This window comes from Prosthecodimorpha staleyi, from assembly GCF_018729455.1.
GTDB classification, from domain to species: Bacteria; Pseudomonadota; Alphaproteobacteria; order Rhizobiales; family Ancalomicrobiaceae; genus Prosthecodimorpha; species Prosthecodimorpha staleyi.
The window spans coordinates 286441-301927 of the sequence record NZ_JAHHZF010000005.1; the positions used below are offsets into that span (position 1 = coordinate 286441).

A 15487-nucleotide genomic window follows, 5' to 3' on the forward strand; every position below is an offset into this window, starting at 1 on the left:
GTCAGGCCTTGTGGATGTTGATGGCGTGGATCTCGGTGAATTCGGCGAGACCGGCTTCGGCATTCTCGGTGCCGATGCCGCTCTGCTTGATGCCGCCGAAGGGCATGTGGCGCCGGCCGAGCCGCGACTGGGCATTCTTGTTGATGAAGGTCATGCCCGCCTCCAGCCGCCGCGCGAGGGCGAGGCCGCGATCGAAATCCGTCGTCCAGATCGACGAGCCGAGGCCGTATTCGGTGCCGTTGGCGAGCGCGACGACTTCGTCCAGGCTGTCATAGGCGATCACCGGCAGGACCGGACCGAACTGCTCGCAGGTGACGACCTCGAAATCGGGACCCGGGCGGCGCACCAGGGTCGGGCGGATGAAGTTGCCCTCCGCCCAGGTCGCCGGGTCGACCGGCTGGCCGAGTTCGACCAGATCGCCGCCGGCCGCGCGGGTCCTGGCGACCAGCCCGTTCAGGAAGGCCAACTGGCCGGGATTGTTGATCGGCCCGAAGGTCGTGCGCGGATCGAGCGGATGGCCGATGCGGACCTTGTCGAGATGCGCGGCGAGCCGATCGAAGAAGGCGTCGTAGATCGCCTCCGGCACGTAGAGGCGCTTGATCGCGAAGCAGAACTGGCCGGAGCGGTGAAAGGCGCCGGCCGCCAGCATCGGGATGCCCTTGTCGAGGTCGAAATCGTCGAGGACGATCGCCGCATCGTTGCCGCCGAGCTCGAACTGCACGTTCTTCAGCGTGTCGGCCGCGGTCCGCATGATCGCCCGCGCGGCGACGCCACCGCCCGTGAAGGAGATCAGCCGCACCTTCGGGTGGGCGGCCAGCGCGGCGCCGACCTCGGCCCCGCCATGGACGACGTTGATCACGCCCTTGGGGAACAGCGGCGCCAGTGCGGCCATCAGGAGCGCGATGCCGGCCGGGGCGGTCGGCGGGGTCTTGATGACCAGCGTGTCGCCGGCAACCAGCGCGGGCGCGAACTTGCGGATCAGGAGCACGATCGGCGCGTTCCAGGGCACGATAGCGGCAACCACCCCGATCGGCCGGCGCTCGATGCGCACGATCGATGTGGCGTCCTCGATCACGACCGGCTCCAGCGCGACCTGCGCGGCGGCGACATTGTCGCGCGAGGCGAAGGCGGCGCCGCGCAGTTCCAAGACGATCTCGGCCGGCAGCATACCGGTCTCGCGCACGACCACGCCGGCGAGCCCGTCGAGCCCTTTCTCGGCCTCGGCCTCGATCAGGTCGGCGGCCTTCAGCACCAGCGCGGCGCGCTCGGCGACCGGCACCCGCGACCAGCTCTTCAGCGCCGTCGCAGCGGCCGCGACGGCGCGGTCGACCAGGGCGGCATCGGCGGCAGCGACGCGCGCCACCAGGTCGGCGGTGCGGCCGGGATCGCGCACCTCGAAGCGGGTCTCCCCGCCGATCCAGGCGCCGTCGACGAAATTGTCGACGACGAGCGGCGCGCTGCCGGCCTTGACGATGTCCAGCATGGCGAACCTCAGCGGTGATAGTTGATGGCGTGATAGTCGATATATTCGCGCAGGCCGATCGGCGAGCTTTCCCGTCCGATGCCGCTCTGCTTGACCCCGCCGAAGGGGATGTTCTTCTGGCCGAGCCGCGACGTGCCGGCATTGTTGACGAAGGTCATGCCGGTTTCGAGCTCGCGCGCGACCTCGACGGCGCGGTTGGTATCGCGCGTCCAGATCGACGAGCCGAGGCCGAGTTCGCCGGCATTGATGCTGTCGATGACGGCGTCGAGATCGTCGTAGCGCACGACCGGCAGCAGCGGCCCGAACTGCTCGACCTGGACCAGTTCAGCCTCTGGATCGATGTCGGAGACCAGCACCGGGCGCATGTAGTAGCCGTCGGCCTCGGACTTCGGCGAAACCCAGCTGCCGAGTTCCTCGACCGTCGCCCCGCTCGCCCGGGTGCGCGCCAGGAGCCCCTGCAGGGCGCGGTACTGGCCGGCATTGTTGATCGGCCCGAACGTCACACCCGCCTCGAGCGGATGGCCGACGCGGAACTTGTCGACCTCCGCGCGGATGCGGGCGACGACCTCGCCATAGAGCGAGGCCGGGGCATAGACGCGCTTGACCGCGAAGCAGAACTGGCCGGAGCGGCGGAAGGCGCCGCCGACGATGCGCGGGATGGCGAGATCGAGATCGGCATCCTCCAGGATGATCGCCGGATCGTTGCCGCCGAGCTCGAACTGGACGCCCTTCAGCCCCTCGGCGGCATCCTTCATGATCGCGCGGGCGACCGTGCCGCCGCCCGTGAAGGAGACCTTGCCGACCAGCGGATGGGTGGCGAGTGCCCGGCCGACCTCGGCCCCGCCATGAACGACGTTGATCACGCCCGGCGGGAACAGCGCGGCCATCTTCTCCAGGAGCAACGAAAGGCCGATCGGCGCGGTCGGGGCCGGCTTGACCACGACCGTGTTGCCGCAGACCAGCGCCGGCGAGACCTTGCGCATGGCCAGGATGATCGGCGCGTTCCAGGGCACGATGGCGGCGATCACGCCGATCGGGCGCTTCTCGACGCCGACCCAGCTCTCTGCATCCTCGTAGGCTTCGGGCACCAGGAAGGCGGCGCCGGCCTCGGCATTGTCGCGCACGATGTTGGCCGCCATGCCGATCTCGGCGGTGTTGGTCGCGACCAGCATGCCGCTCTCGCGCGCCATGAGGCCGACCACGGCCGGGGCCTCGGCCTCCAGGAGGTCGGCGGCCCGGCGGAGCAGCGCCGCTCGGGTCTCGACCGGCATCTCGCGCCAGGACTTGAAGGCCTCGGCCGCGGTCCGGACGGCGAGATCGACCTCATACGCGCCGCCCCGGGCGACCAGGCCGACTACGTCGGCGAGGCGGCCGGGATCGCGCACCTCGTCGCGCGCCGCGGAGGCGACCGGCGCGTTGCCGATCCAGTGGTCGACCCGGAGGGGGGATTCTGTGGTCATGCTCGGTCCTTTGCGGCCGGTGTCCGGCCGTCGTCCGGTCAATCGATGGTGCGTTCGATTTCGTAGTCGGGCCGCGGGGCCAGCGCGGCGATGCGCGCGCGCAGGTCGGGCGTCATGGCGAATTCGGCCGCGTCGAGATAGTTGCGCATCTCCGCGACCGTCTCCGCCCCGATGATCGGCGTCGTGACGGCCGGATGCGAGCCCGCCCAGGCGACCGCCAGCATGGCCGGATCGACGCCGATTTCGTCGGCGATCCGGCAGAATTCGGCCGCGATCTCGAAGTTGCGCCGCTCCTCGTAGCGCTTCAGGTAGCGCGGCTCGGCCAACCGGCCCTGTCGCGCACCGTCCGGATCGGCATTGGCGCGGGTCAGGAGGCCGCTCGCCAGCGGCGAGAAGATCATCACCGCCAGCCCCTTGGCCTGCGCCAGCGGGAAGAGTTCGTATTCGGCCTGGCGCTTGACCAGGTTGTACATCGGCTGGACGACGTCGAAAGCGACCAGCCCCTCGGCCGCCGAGACCCCGAGCGCGTCGGCGATGCGCCAGGCCGACCAGTTCGACACGCCGGCATAAAGGATCTTGCCCTGGCGCCTGAGGTCCTCGAAGGCCCTGAGCGTCTCCTCGACGCGCGTGAACGGGTCGTAGTGATGGGCGAAATAGACATCGATCCGGTCCGTGCCGAGCCGGCGCAGGCTCGCCTCGACCTCGGCCATGATGTGCCGGCGCGACAGGCCCGAGCCGTTGGTGTCCTTGGACATCGGCCGGCAGACCTTGGAGGTGATGACGATGTCGTCCCGGTCGGCCTTCATGCAGGCGCCGAGCAGGCTCTCGGCCCGGCCGCCGCCCGCATAGGAATTGGCGCAATCGAAGAAGTTGATGCCGGCCTCGCGGCAGGCGCCGTAGAGGGCCTGCGCCGTCTCGGGCGTCGCGTAGGAGCCGAACGACATGGTGCCGAAGCACAGATTGGAGACGCGGGTCCCGGTCCGGCCGAGTTGCACATACTTCACGCCGACAGTCCTCCCGGTGCGGTCCGCCCGCCTGCCCGTTCCGGCCGATCCGCCGGCGGGCTTTTCCCGACGGTCGCCCGAAGGCGAGCCGACCGAGGTCTGATGTCACGGCCGCCTCAAAAAGTCAATTTTATAGCTTTTACCTTTTTGCAGATCGGCTCAGCGCAGCTTGAAGTCGATCCGGACCTTGTCGCCGCGATAGATGCCGTCGGCGAGCAGCACCAGTTCGCCCTCGGCGTCGACGGCGCAGCGTTCGATCTTGGCGACCGGATGGCTGAGCGGGATGTCGAGCAGGTCGGCGGTGATCAGGTCGGCGCTGCCGATGGTCAGCGTCTGGGTCGCGTCGGTGATGACGAGGCCGGGCACGTCGGCGACCAGGCGCAGGGCGGTCTTGGCCGAATAGGCCTCCTCCGGGATCAGCGGGCAGATGCGCTCGGCGACATAGACATCGGCGATCAGGAAGGCCTCGCCGTCGCGGGTGTGCCGGCGGCGCAGGTGGCGGTAGGCCTCGGCGGGGCGGCCGACCCGACGGCCGGCGGTCGGCAATTGCACGCCGCGCTCGTCGTGCAGAATCTCGATCTTCGCCTTGTCGCGGGCGATCAGCATGCCCTTCCAGTCGGTCTCGACCTGACACCACAGATCCTGCGACGGCCGCTCGCGCACGAAGGTGCCCTTGGCGCGGAAGCGCTCGATCAGGCCCTCGCTCTCCAGGATGTCGAAGGCCTGGCGGATGGTCATGGTCGCGACGCCGCATTCGCGGGCGAGCGATTCCACGGTCGGCACCTGCATGCCGACCGCCCATTCGCCGGTCTCAATGCGCCGCCGGAACAGGGTCGCGAGCTGGATATAGCGGGACACCGCGCTCTTCTTGAGCGCCTCCGCCGTCGTCTGCCTTCCGCCCGCCACCTCTGGCCTCCTCCCGCCGACCCGCCCCCCGGGCTTATGTCGATGATATAGATTATGGGTGAATGACGTCTGCCACCATCCCGTGCCGGATCGACCTCTCAGCCGGCCGGCAGTGCCGGCAGCGGCGTCAGCCGTCCGGGCTCCTCGACCCGGCCTGCGACCAGTTCGACGCCGAGACCCGCCGGCAGCGGAATCCGGTGCACGTTCAGCGTCAGCGCCACCATGCAGTAGTAGCCGACCAGCGCGGTCAGTTCGACCACCCCGCCCTCGCCCCAGCGCGCCAGCACCGCCTGATACGCCGCTTCGCCGACATCGCCGCCGGTCAGCATGTCGCGGACGAAATCGTAGACCTCCCGATCGGCCGGATCGGCGAATGCGGGCGCCGCGCCGTCGCGGATGGCCTCGATCGTCGCGACCTCCAGCCCGGCCGCCTCGGCGGCCCTGCGATGGACGCCCCATTCGAGTTCGCTGTTCCAGACCCGCGCGGTCATCAGCACGGCCAGTTCGCTGAGCCGGGTCGGCAGCCGGGTGCGGTAGCGCAGCGTCTCGCCCAACTGGCTCCAGCGCTCGGCCAGTTCGGGATTGTGCAAGGCCGCGCGCAGGGGCCCGACCAGCTCGCCGCGCCGGCCGTTGATGATCGCATCGCGCACGCGCTTCTGCTCGGCGCTCATGCCGTCGGCATCGGGCAGCGAGATGCGCGCGCCGGTGCGTGGTGCCGCGATGGGCGTGCGGCCGGCCGACGGCGTCGCGGTCATCGGGCCACCTCGCCGGCGAGGCCGAGTTCGGCCAGGATCTCGGCGGTGTGCTCACCGAGAAGCGGCGGCGCGCGCTCGAAGGCGAGCGGCGCGTTGGCGAAGCGCATCGGGCTGACCACCTGCTTGACGGTGCCGGCGAGCGGGTGCGGCAGCTCGCGCAGCATCTCGCGATGCTGGATCTGGGCCTCCTCGAACACCCTCGGCACGGTGTTGATCGGCCCGCACGGCACCTGGGCGGCGCCGAGTGCGGCGAGCCAGTGGTCGAGCGGCTGGGTCAGGAAGCGTTCGCAAATCAGCGGATGCAGGATTTCGAGATGGGTCACGCGCGCCGCGTTGGTGGCGAAGCGCGCGTCGCCCGCCCATTCGGGGCAGCCGAGCACCTCGGCGAAACGGCGGAACTGCTCGTCATTGCCGACCGCCAGCACCAGATGACCGTCGGCGACCGCAAACACGTCCTGCGGCTGGATGTTCGGATGCCGGTTGCCGCGCCGGATCGGCGCCTTGCCGGAGACCAGATAGTTCATCGCCTGGTTGGCCAGCATGGCGACAGAGACATCCAGCATGGCGATGTCGACGAAATCGCCCTCCCCGGTCTCCGCCCGCCGCGCCAGGGCGGCCAGCACCGCGACGGTCGCGTACATGCCGGTCATGATGTCGACGATCGGCACGCCGACCTTCTGCGGCCCGCCGCCGGGAAGATCGTCCCGCTCGCCGGTGACGCTCATCAGGCCGCCCATGGCCTGGATCATGAAGTCGTAGGCGACCTCGCTCTTGCGCGGGCCGGTCGTGCCGAAGCCGGTGATCGAGCAATAGATCAGGCGCGGGTTGACGGCCTTCAGGTCGTCGTAGCCGAGCCCGTAGCGGGCGAGCGTGCCGACCTTGAAATTCTCCAAGACGATGTCGGCCGTTCGCGCGAGCGCGACCACGACATCGCGGCCTTCCGGCGTCGCGATGTCGACCTCGACCGAGCGCTTGCCGCGGTTGACCGAGAGATAGTAGCCGGATTCCTGCGTGCGGCTGCCGTCGGCGGCGGCCAGATAGGGCGGCCCCCAGCGACGCGTGTCGTCGCCCTCCCCGAGCCGTTCGACCTTGATCACGTCGGCGCCGAGATCGGCGAGAATCTGGCCCGACCAGGGGCCGGCCATGATGCGGCTGAGATCCAGCACGCGGATATGCGAGAGCGGTCCGGCCAAGCCTCAGCCTCCCCCAAACACGAGGTCCATGACGGGTCCTTCGTCGGACCCGATGTCGTCCTGAACGGCCGTCGCCACGAGCGAGGGCCGCGTTGCCTGCGTCTCGGCCCAGGCCGCGAGGTGCGGATGGGCCGGCCGCCAGCCGCTGGCGCGGTAGCGGAAATCGAGTTGGCCGAGCGCGCACAGGATGGCGATCTGGCCGAGCCCGAAGGGTGCGGCCGCAAGCGCCGCCGCTTGCCCTTCGAGCGCCGCAAGCGTCGCCACCACCTTGGCGCGATAGCTCGCCATGGTGCCGGGATCGCCGCCGGAGACGCCCATGCGCTCGATTCGCCAGAGCAGCAGGTTGTCGGTCAGGCCGTCGCCGAGCGCCTGCCAGCGCAATTGCGTCAGCCGCGCCTCGCCGGACGCCGGCAATATCTTTTCGCCGTCCGGCACCAGCGCGATCAGCGCCTCGGCGATGACGCGCGAATCGTAGAGCGGCGGCAGGCTGTCGCGCAGCAGCACGGGGATCTTGCCGAGCGGGTTCTCCGCCGCGATGACCGGATTGGGCGCGCCGCGCGGCACCGCGACGGCGCGCACGCATTCGATTCGGTCCTGAAGACCGAGTTCATGCACCAGGATCATCACCTTGCGCACGAACGGCGAGCGCGGCGACCAGAGCAGCCTCATCGCCGGCCCTCCCCGCCCATCAGACGGCCAGGTGCGCCACCGTCGCGCTCCCAGGCGTCGAGCGCATCCGCGATCGCGGCCAGGAAGGCCTCCGGCCGCTCGAACACCGGAACATGACCGGCATCGGGGATCGCGGCGAACCGGGCCTGCGGGATCGCGGCCGCCATGGTCCGCATGGTGTCCGGCATGGCGCCGTCCTCGGCGCCGGCGACCAGAAGGGTCGGCACGGCGATCCGGCCGAGCACCGCACTCTCGTCGTAGCGCTGCAGCGCGGAGGCGGCGGCGACGAAGCCCTCGAGCGGGGTCGCCCCCACCATGGCACGCAGCCGTTCGGCCATCGGCGTGCCGAGCCGTTCGGGCCTCAGCCAGCGCCGCACCGTCGCCTCGGCGAGCCCGGCCATGCCCTCGGCGCGAGCGAGCGCGATCCGTTCCTGCCAGAAGGTCTGGCCGGTCGGTGCGCTCTTCGCCTGGCCATCGACCAGGATCAGGCCACCGAAGCGGCCGGGCGCGCGCGCCAGGGCGGCAAGCCCGGTAGGCACGCCCATGGAGAGGCCGACATAGAGGCAGCGGTCGATATCGGCCGCATCGAGGACTTCGATCAGATCGGCACCGAGTTCGGCCATGGCGAGCGGATGCGACGGCACCGGCGACCGGCCATGGCCGCGCTGGTCATAGCGCAGGAGGTTGAAGCGGCGGCCGAGCGGGCGGGCGACCTCGTCCCAGAGCGACAGATCGGTCAGCAGCGAGTTGCCGAACACGATCCAGGGCGCGCCGTCGCCGGCCCGCTCGATCTCCAGATGGAGGCCCATGGCTTTCATGGTCAGCGGCCGACGAAGACGGGCGGGCGCTTCTCGACGACCGCCCGGGTCGCCTCGCGGGCGTCCTCGGTGGTCATCAGGCGGGTCGAGAAGGACTGCTCCAGCTCGTAGCCGTCCTCGGTCTGCATGAACTCGACGCGGTTCAGCGCCTCCTTGGCCATGCGCAGGCCGATCGGCGCCTTGGCGGCGATGACGGCGGCCATGGCCTGCGCGGTCGGCGCCAGTTCGGCGAAGGGCACTACCTCCTGCACGAAGCCGACGCGCCAGGCCTCGCGGGCGTCGATCGGCTGGCCGGTGAAATACATCCGGCGCAGCAGGCCCTGCGGCAGGTGGCGGGTCATATGGGCGGCCCCGCCGCAGCGGCCGACATTGATCTCCGGCATGCCGAAGCGGGCATGCTCGGCCGCGATGCGGATATCGGCCACCGAGGCGTAGACGCAGCCCGCCCCGAAGGCCGGGCCATTGACGGCGGCGATGACCGGCACCGGCGCATGACGCACCGCCGCGAAGGACCGGCGCACGATCGCCGCCCGCTTCGGGTCGTCCTGGATGGTGGCGGCCAGGAATTCGTTGAGGTCGAGGCCGGCGCAGAAGGCCTTCTCGCCCGCCCCGGTGAACACGATCACGTTCACGTCGTCCCAGGCCTTGGCGGCCTCGAAGGTCTCGGCGATCTCGCCATAGAGCGCCAGCGTCAGCGCATTGACCGGCGGGCGGTCGATGGTCACCGTCGCGATGGCGTTCTGCTTCTCGATCTTCAACGTCATGCCGTTCCTCCCGCCCGAGTCCGGCCCATCCGATTCGCGACCGCCGAAGCGACGACGACCCGCCCGGCGCGGACCCGGGGTCCGTCCGTACCGCGTCCTCGCCGAGCCGATCCCGGAACCGGTGTGCCCGCCGCCCCGTCCCGCGCAGGGAACGCCTGGATCGAAATCCGGAGCGGCTTGTTAAATGATAAAGCTAGTTTTATGTATTTTCTCGATCCCGGGCTTGTCAATCGCCGCCCGGCCCGGGCAGGTCCGGCCGGGACGGTTCGCCCGTTCGCGATCACCCGCCCGCCGCGCCGCCTCCCAGCCCTGATCGGCGCCCGCCACCCAGAGGAACCCGCCCCGTGTCCCCAGCCGAGACCGATGCCGCCGCCCTTCGCCTGATCGACCGCCCCGGCGGTATCCGCATCGGCTACCGGGTTGCGGGCGACGGCCCGCTGGTGGTCCTGATCGCCTCGACGGGACGCTGCGCGGCCGAACTCCGGCCGCTCGCCGAGGCGCTGAACCGCCATGGCTTCCGCGTCGCCCGCCCCGAGCCGCGCGGCATCGCGCCCTCGGCCGGGCCGATGACCGGCGTCACCTTCCATGATTTCGCCGCCGACTTCGCCGCCGTGATCGAGGCCGAGCGCGCCGCCGGTCAAGGCCGGCCCGCGATCATCGCCGGCCACGCCTACGGCACCTGGATCGCGCGCACGCTTGCGACCGACCGGCCGGATCTGATCGACGGGGTCGTGCTGCTCGCCTCTGGGGCGCGCGCCTGGCCGGCGCATCTCTCCGCTGCGATCACGGCCATCAACGATCCCGCCACCGCGCCGCAAGACCGGCTCGCCGCGCTGCGCCTCGGCTTCTTCGCGGAGGGCAACGACGCCACCGAATGGCTCGAAGGCTGGCATCCGGCGGTGGTCGCCAGCCAGCGCGCCGCCCGCGCGGCGACCGTGCAGGCGGACTGGTGGCCGACCGGCGTGGCGCCGATCCTCGACCTGATGGGCGGCGCCGATCCGTTCCGCCCGGCCGGTTCCGAACGCGAGCTCGTGGACGAATTCGGCCCCCGCGTCACGGCCGCGGCGATCGCCGGGGCGAGCCACGCCATGCCGGCCGAGAAGCCGGTCGAGGCCGCCGCCGCGATCGCCGCCTGGTGGCGCGACCTTCATCCCTGACCGGGGGACCGGCCGCCGACGCGCCATCAGCTGACCTCCAGCCAGGCGCGCCGGATCTCGTCGTCGGCCTGGAAGGCCTCGACCGATCCGGAGAAGACGATCTCGCCGCGGCCCATCACGAAGACCCGGTCGGTCAGGCGCATGACCATGGCGAGCTTCTGTTCGAGCAGCAGGATGGCGAGGCCGCGCCGCTTCATCTCCAGGATCGTCTCGGCCAGCGCCTCGACCACCTTCGGGGCCAGGCCCTCGGTCGGCTCGTCGATCAGGATCACGTCCGGATTGCCGAGCACCGAGCGGAACAGGGTCAGCATCTGCTGCTCGCCGCCCGACAGGAACCCGGCCTTGACGTTGCGCCGCTCGCGCAGGCGCGGAAACACGTCGTAGAGCTCGTCGAGCGTCCAGGACGGCTTGCCGGACCGGCCCGCCTTCATGCCGAGGATCATGTTCTCCTCGACCGAAAGATTGCGGAAAATCTGGCGATCCTCCGGCACATAGGCGATGCCGGCCCGGGCGACCTCGTGGGCCGGCAGGCCGGCGAGATCGCGGCCACCGATGCGGACAGCGCCGCGGCTCGGCGGCAGAAGTCCCATCACGGCCTTGCAGGTCGACGAGCGGCCGGAGCCGTTTCGGCCGAGGATGGTTGCGATGGTGGCGTCCGGAACCTGGAAGGTGACCCCGTTCAGCACCTTCACATGGCCGTAGGCGGCATGCAGGTTGGCGACGTCCAGCATCAGTGCTCCCCATCGCCCAGATAGGCTTCGCGCACGCGCGGATCGGACCGGATCTCGGCCGGCGTCCCGGTCACCAGGATGCGGCCGTTGACCAGCACCGAGACGCGGTCGGCGAGCGTGAAGACCACGTCCATGTCGTGCTCGACCATCACCAGCGTGCGGCCCTCGGTCATGCGGCGGATGAATTCGATGATGTGCCGGGTCTCCTCGCGCGACATGCCGGCGGTCGGCTCGTCGAGCAGGATGACCGAGGCGCCGGTGCCGACCGTCATGCAGATCTCGACCGCGCGCTGCTCCGAATAGGCGAGATCGGCAGCGCGCTTTTCGGCCTGCGCGGCAAGGTTGGCGCCCGCGATCAGCCGGTCGGTCTCCTCGGCGATGCGTGCCCAGACCGGGCCGATGCGCATCAGGCTCCAGCGCTTGCCGAACCGGCCCATCACGGCGAGCAGGATGTTCTCGCGGACCGTCAGCCGGTCGAAGACATGGGTGATCTGGAACGAGCGGCCGAGCCCGGCGCGGTTCAGGGCATGCGGCACCAGTCCGCCGATCGACGTGCCGTTGAGGGCGATCACCCCGGAGGTCGGCGCGAAGGCACCCGAGATCAGGTTGAACAGCGTCGACTTGCCGGCGCCGTTCGGGCCGATCAGGGCGTGGCGTTCGCCCTGCCGGATATCGAGGTCGATCGCCTCCAGGACGCGCACCACGCCGAAGGTCTTGGCGACGCCCTCGAGCTTCAGGGTGTTGGCGTTCACGGGCTCTCTCCGGGACGGGTTTGTTCGGCGCGGGGGCCGGGGCGGCCGGCGAAGAGGTGCGGCAGAACCGGCCGGCCGGCGCCGAGGGCAAGGCGGCTACCGCCGACGAGCGCGACGAGGCCGACCAGCCAGGGCCACGGCGTCAGCGGAGCGAACGGCACCGCGAAGATGCGGACCGGCGGCCAGACGCCCTTCAGCGACGCGATTTCGGCGCGATAGGCCTCCGAGCAGACGGTGCCGGTCAGCTCGATCAGTAGAACCAGTCCGGCCATCGCCATCACGGCGCCGGCGAGACCGGCGAGATCGCCGAGGCCGATGAGCGGCCCGGTGCCGTCGCGCACGCGGCGCCAACGCGCCAGGATCGCGCCGCCGATGCCCTCGGGGGCGAACAGCACCGTGACGACGAAGACGACGCCCAGATAGAAGGGCCAGAAATGCGACAGGCTCGAGCCGAAATAGGCGAAACTGGTGGTCAATGCCGCGCCGATCACCGGCCCGAGGAACACCCCGGCACCGCCGATCACGGTGTTGAGCACCACGAAGGCCGATCCGGCGCCGCCGAACAGCACCATGCTGGCGGATTCGTCGGAGATCGCCAGGAGCCCGCCGGCCAGTCCCGACACCGCCGCCGACAGCGCGAAGACAACGGTCTTGACCCGATGCGCGTCGTAGCCGAGGAAGCGGATGCGCAGTTCCCGCTCGCGGATGCCGCGCACGACCAGCCCGAACGGGCTGCGCTGCAGGCCGTAGAGGGCGAGGAGCACGACCAGCGTCCAGGCCAGCGTCAGGTAGTAGACCGAACCGGTCGACTGGAAATCGAGCGGACCCCAGTTGGTGCGAATCGAGCGGATGCCGGCCTCGCCGCCGAACAGGCCCTCCCATTTCTGCGCCAGCGCGCTGACCAGTTCGGCGATCGCCACCGTGATCATGGCGAAGTAGACGCCCGACCGGACGGTCGCGAACCAGCCGGCGACCAGCCCGAACAGGAACCCGGCGCCGGCGCCGACCAGCGGCAGCAGGGGCGTCGGGAAGCTTCCGCCGCGGTCGATCGCATCCATCATGTAGATGGTCGCGAAGGTGCCGACGCCGTAATAGGCGGCGTGGCCGAAGGACGGCAGACCGGCCTGGCCCCAGAGCAGGTTGAAGCCGAGCGCGAACACCGCCGCGATCATGATCTTGTTGGCGAGGTTGAGCGTGGCGAGCCCGCCCAAGGCCGGCAGGGCGACGAGCGCCGCGGCGGCGGCGAGGCCGAGAAGGACGAGGACGATCCTGGACATGGGGTCAGACCCGCTCGTCGCCGGCGATGCCCTGGGGCCGGATCATCAGGACCAGGAGCATGAGCAGGAAGGGGAGGACGCCGGCCGTGTTGGCGATCGGCACGTTGAGCAGCGTGCGGGCGGTCTCCGCCGAGACGACGCCGATCTTGGCGAGGAGGTCGCCGAAGGTGGTGTCGACATAGACGACCGCATTGACCAGCACGCCGATGATCAGCGAGGCGATCAGCGCGCCGGAGAGCGAGCCGAGACCGCCGACGACCACGACCACGAAGACGATGACACCGAGTTCCGTCGCCATGTTCGGATTGGTCGTGTAGTAGGCGCCGCCCATCGCGCCGGCGAGCCCGGCAAGACCCGCGCCGACCGCGAACATGCCGGAGAAGATCGCCGAGACATTGTAACCGAGAGCACGCACCATGTCGGGATTGAGCACGGCGGCGCGCACCACAAGACCGATCCGGGTGAAGCGCAGCAGGCAGAAGATGGCCGCGAACATCGCGATGGCGGTCGCCCCGATCAGCACTCGGAAGAAGGGATACTGCACGGCGCCGATCGAGAAGGCGGCGAAGCGCAGGCTCTCCGGCACCGGATAGGAGACTGCATAGGGACCGAAGAACACCTTGACCAGTTCCTCGAAGGCGAAGGACAGGCCGAAGGTCAGGAGCAGTTCCTGGACATGGCCGTGCCGGCGGACATGGCGCAGCAGCGTGCGCTCGCAGATGAGCCCGATCAGCGCGACGCCGAGCGTGCCGATGACGATCCCGCCCCAGAAGCCGAAGATTCGGGTCGCCGCGAAGGCCAGATAGGCGCCGAGCATGTAGAAGGAGGCATGGGCGAAGTTGAGGATGCCCATCATCCCGAAGATCAGCGTCAGGCCGGAGCTGATCATGAACAGCAGCAGCCCGTAGATCAGCCCGTTGAGCAGGGCGACGACGATGGTATCCATGCACTCCGGCTCCGGCGCGTCGGGCGCAGGCCCGAACGGGACGACCCGACAGGATCGAAGGGGATCAAGCGGCGAGCCGGCGGCCGGCGCCCTGCGGGCGAGGCCCCGGCCTCGTCGGGATGGCGGGTCCGATCAGTTGCGGACCATCTTGCAGTCCGGATTGACCGGCGTGGAGGCCTCTTCGGCGCTCAGCAGCTTGACCGGCTTGAAGCCCATGTCGGTGCCGTCGAGCTTGCGGGCGGCGTCCTTCGAGACCACCGAGACGACCAGCGGCAATTGCAGCTGATGGTCGTCGGCGCGCATGGACAGATCGCCGAGCGGCCAGGGCGTCTTGGTCGTCTCCATGGCGGTGATCAGCGCCTTGATCGGCAGCTTCGGTGCGGCCGGAACCTGCTTCATGGCATGGGTCAGCATGGTCAGGGTGATCAGGCTGTTGCTCATGAAGGCGACCGGATCGCGTCCGGTGGCGGCATTGAAGGCGGCCCGATAGGCCTCGCCCTTCTCGCCGCCCGCCTGGGCGTTGAAGATCTGGGCCGTGAAGTTGCCGAGCGCGGCCGGGCCGGCGGCGGCGAGGTTGCCGGGCTCGTCCAGGAACATGCCGGCAAACTTGGCCGGCAGACCGGCCGAGGAGGCCGCCTGCAGGATCAGCTGCAGGTCGCTGCCGCCATTGGCGGTGAAGATGGTCTCCGGCGCGCCCGCGCGGGCCTTCTCGATGAAGGACGAGAAGTCCTTGATCTTGAACACGTCGTGGCGCGCGGTGCCGACCACCTCGTAGCCATAGGTCTTGGCGTTGGCGACGGTCGCCGCCTCCATGTCGCGGCCCATCGTGTAGTCGGGCTGCAGCGAATAGACCTTCTGGCCGAGCGCGCCGGTCTCCTTCATCACCTTGGCGAGGGCGTTCTGGCGGATATAGGGCGTCGTGGTGAAGCGGAAGGAATAGTAGCTGCAATCCGCGCCGGTGAAGTTCACGCCCTCGGCGCCGACGATCAGCAGGATCGCCGGATCGTCCGGGTTGCGCTGGTTCCAGCGCTTGATGTCGGCGAGATTCTGCGCAGCGAGCGGCGAAGTGCCGGCGCCGATGATGATGCGCGCGCCGTCGGCGACGGCCTGCTTGAAGCGGTCCGCCGCGCCCTGGGTCGTGCCCTGGTCGTCATAGACGGAGACTTCCACCGGATTGCCGTTCCAGCCACCCGCGGCGTTGAACGGCTTGACGATGAAATCGATGGTCGGATCGTACATGGCGCCGATGAAGGCCATCGACCCGGTCTTCGGCGTCAGATAGGCGACCTTGACCGGTTCGGCCGCAGCGGCGGCGGCACCGAGCGCCAGGGCCGGGATGGCGGCGGCGACAAGCTTGAGCACGGGATGCATCCGTTTCCTCCGACATGAGGCAAGTCCCGGTCGGAGCGCGCCGCTCCGACCGGCGGGGACTTGCCTTGAGACAGTGATGGGAGCTGCCGACGAGTCCGAAGGATCGCAGCCCGCTCCGGGATCCGGGCTTCTGGGGGCCCGGTTCGGCGCTCCGTCCGCTCGCGCGGCCGGACTGGGGATCGGCCCTGAGGCCGAACGACC

15 protein-coding genes are annotated in these 15487 nt (G+C 69.9%); 1 reads left to right on the forward strand and 14 read right to left on the reverse strand.

Annotation, left to right across the window (positions count from 1 at the left end):
- Position 1: 1 nt before the first annotated feature.
- The 9 genes from KL771_RS11990 to KL771_RS12030 all read right to left on the reverse strand — a co-directional run bounded on the left by KL771_RS11990 (position 2) and on the right by KL771_RS12030 (position 9052).
- Positions 2-1483 carry an aldehyde dehydrogenase family protein gene (locus tag KL771_RS11990; protein WP_261968788.1) on the reverse strand — a complete coding sequence of 494 codons (1482 nt, stop codon included), beginning with the start codon at positions 1481-1483 and terminating at the stop codon, positions 2-4.
- An 8-nt stretch (positions 1484-1491) separates the two neighbouring features.
- Positions 1492-2943: an aldehyde dehydrogenase family protein gene (locus KL771_RS11995; protein WP_261968789.1), complete on the reverse strand. Its 1452-nt coding sequence runs from the start codon at positions 2941-2943 to the stop codon at positions 1492-1494.
- A gap of 38 nt (positions 2944-2981) precedes the next feature.
- On the reverse strand, positions 2982-3947 hold the full coding sequence (locus KL771_RS12000; protein ID WP_261968790.1) for an aldo/keto reductase: 966 nt from the start codon (positions 3945-3947) through the stop codon (positions 2982-2984).
- 159 nt (positions 3948-4106) lie between these two features.
- Positions 4107-4853: a GntR family transcriptional regulator gene (locus tag KL771_RS12005; protein WP_261968791.1), complete on the reverse strand. Its 747-nt coding sequence runs from the start codon at positions 4851-4853 to the stop codon at positions 4107-4109.
- A 98-nt stretch (positions 4854-4951) separates the two neighbouring features.
- Complete coding sequence (locus KL771_RS12010; protein ID WP_261968792.1) at positions 4952-5608, reverse strand: carboxymuconolactone decarboxylase family protein; 657 nt, start codon at positions 5606-5608, stop codon at positions 4952-4954.
- Positions 5605-6801, reverse strand: a complete 1197-nt coding sequence (locus KL771_RS12015) for a CaiB/BaiF CoA transferase family protein (protein WP_261968793.1) — start codon at positions 6799-6801, stop codon at positions 5605-5607. Before KL771_RS12015 ends, KL771_RS12010 begins: the two co-directional genes overlap by 4 nt.
- Positions 6802-6804: 3 nt before the next feature.
- On the reverse strand, positions 6805-7470 hold the full coding sequence (locus KL771_RS12020) for a glutathione S-transferase N-terminal domain-containing protein (protein ID WP_261968794.1): 666 nt from the start codon (positions 7468-7470) through the stop codon (positions 6805-6807).
- Positions 7467-8288, reverse strand: a complete 822-nt coding sequence (locus KL771_RS12025; protein WP_261968795.1) for an alpha/beta fold hydrolase — start codon at positions 8286-8288, stop codon at positions 7467-7469. The genes KL771_RS12020 and KL771_RS12025 overlap by 4 nt, the downstream gene beginning before the upstream one ends.
- Positions 8289-8290: 2 nt before the next feature.
- Positions 8291-9052: an enoyl-CoA hydratase-related protein gene (locus tag KL771_RS12030; protein WP_261968796.1), complete on the reverse strand. Its 762-nt coding sequence runs from the start codon at positions 9050-9052 to the stop codon at positions 8291-8293.
- Positions 9053-9396: 344 nt separating this feature from the next.
- Here KL771_RS12030 and KL771_RS12035 point away from each other — a divergent pair, with 344 nt between their 5' ends.
- Positions 9397-10209 carry an alpha/beta fold hydrolase gene (locus KL771_RS12035; RefSeq protein WP_261968797.1) on the forward strand — a complete coding sequence of 271 codons (813 nt, stop codon included), beginning with the start codon at positions 9397-9399 and terminating at the stop codon, positions 10207-10209.
- Between the two features lie 26 nt (positions 10210-10235).
- Here the strand turns inward: KL771_RS12035 and KL771_RS12040 are convergent, their stop codons facing one another.
- From KL771_RS12040 to KL771_RS12060, 5 genes are all read right to left on the reverse strand, one after another.
- Positions 10236-10940, reverse strand: a complete 705-nt coding sequence (locus KL771_RS12040) for an ABC transporter ATP-binding protein (protein WP_261968798.1) — start codon at positions 10938-10940, stop codon at positions 10236-10238.
- Entirely contained in the window at positions 10940-11692 is a 753-nt protein-coding gene (locus KL771_RS12045; RefSeq protein ID WP_261968799.1) for an ABC transporter ATP-binding protein, read from the reverse strand. Before KL771_RS12045 ends, KL771_RS12040 begins: the two co-directional genes overlap by 1 nt.
- Positions 11689-12969 (reverse strand): branched-chain amino acid ABC transporter permease, encoded by a 1281-nt coding sequence (locus tag KL771_RS12050; protein WP_261968800.1) that lies wholly within the window; start codon positions 12967-12969, stop codon positions 11689-11691. Before KL771_RS12050 ends, KL771_RS12045 begins: the two co-directional genes overlap by 4 nt.
- Before the next feature lie 4 nt (positions 12970-12973).
- Positions 12974-13915 carry a branched-chain amino acid ABC transporter permease gene (locus tag KL771_RS12055; protein ID WP_261968801.1) on the reverse strand — a complete coding sequence of 314 codons (942 nt, stop codon included), beginning with the start codon at positions 13913-13915 and terminating at the stop codon, positions 12974-12976.
- A 132-nt stretch (positions 13916-14047) separates the two neighbouring features.
- Positions 14048-15277 carry an ABC transporter substrate-binding protein gene (locus KL771_RS12060; protein ID WP_261968802.1) on the reverse strand — a complete coding sequence of 410 codons (1230 nt, stop codon included), beginning with the start codon at positions 15275-15277 and terminating at the stop codon, positions 14048-14050.
- Positions 15278-15487: the final 210 nt, after the last annotated feature.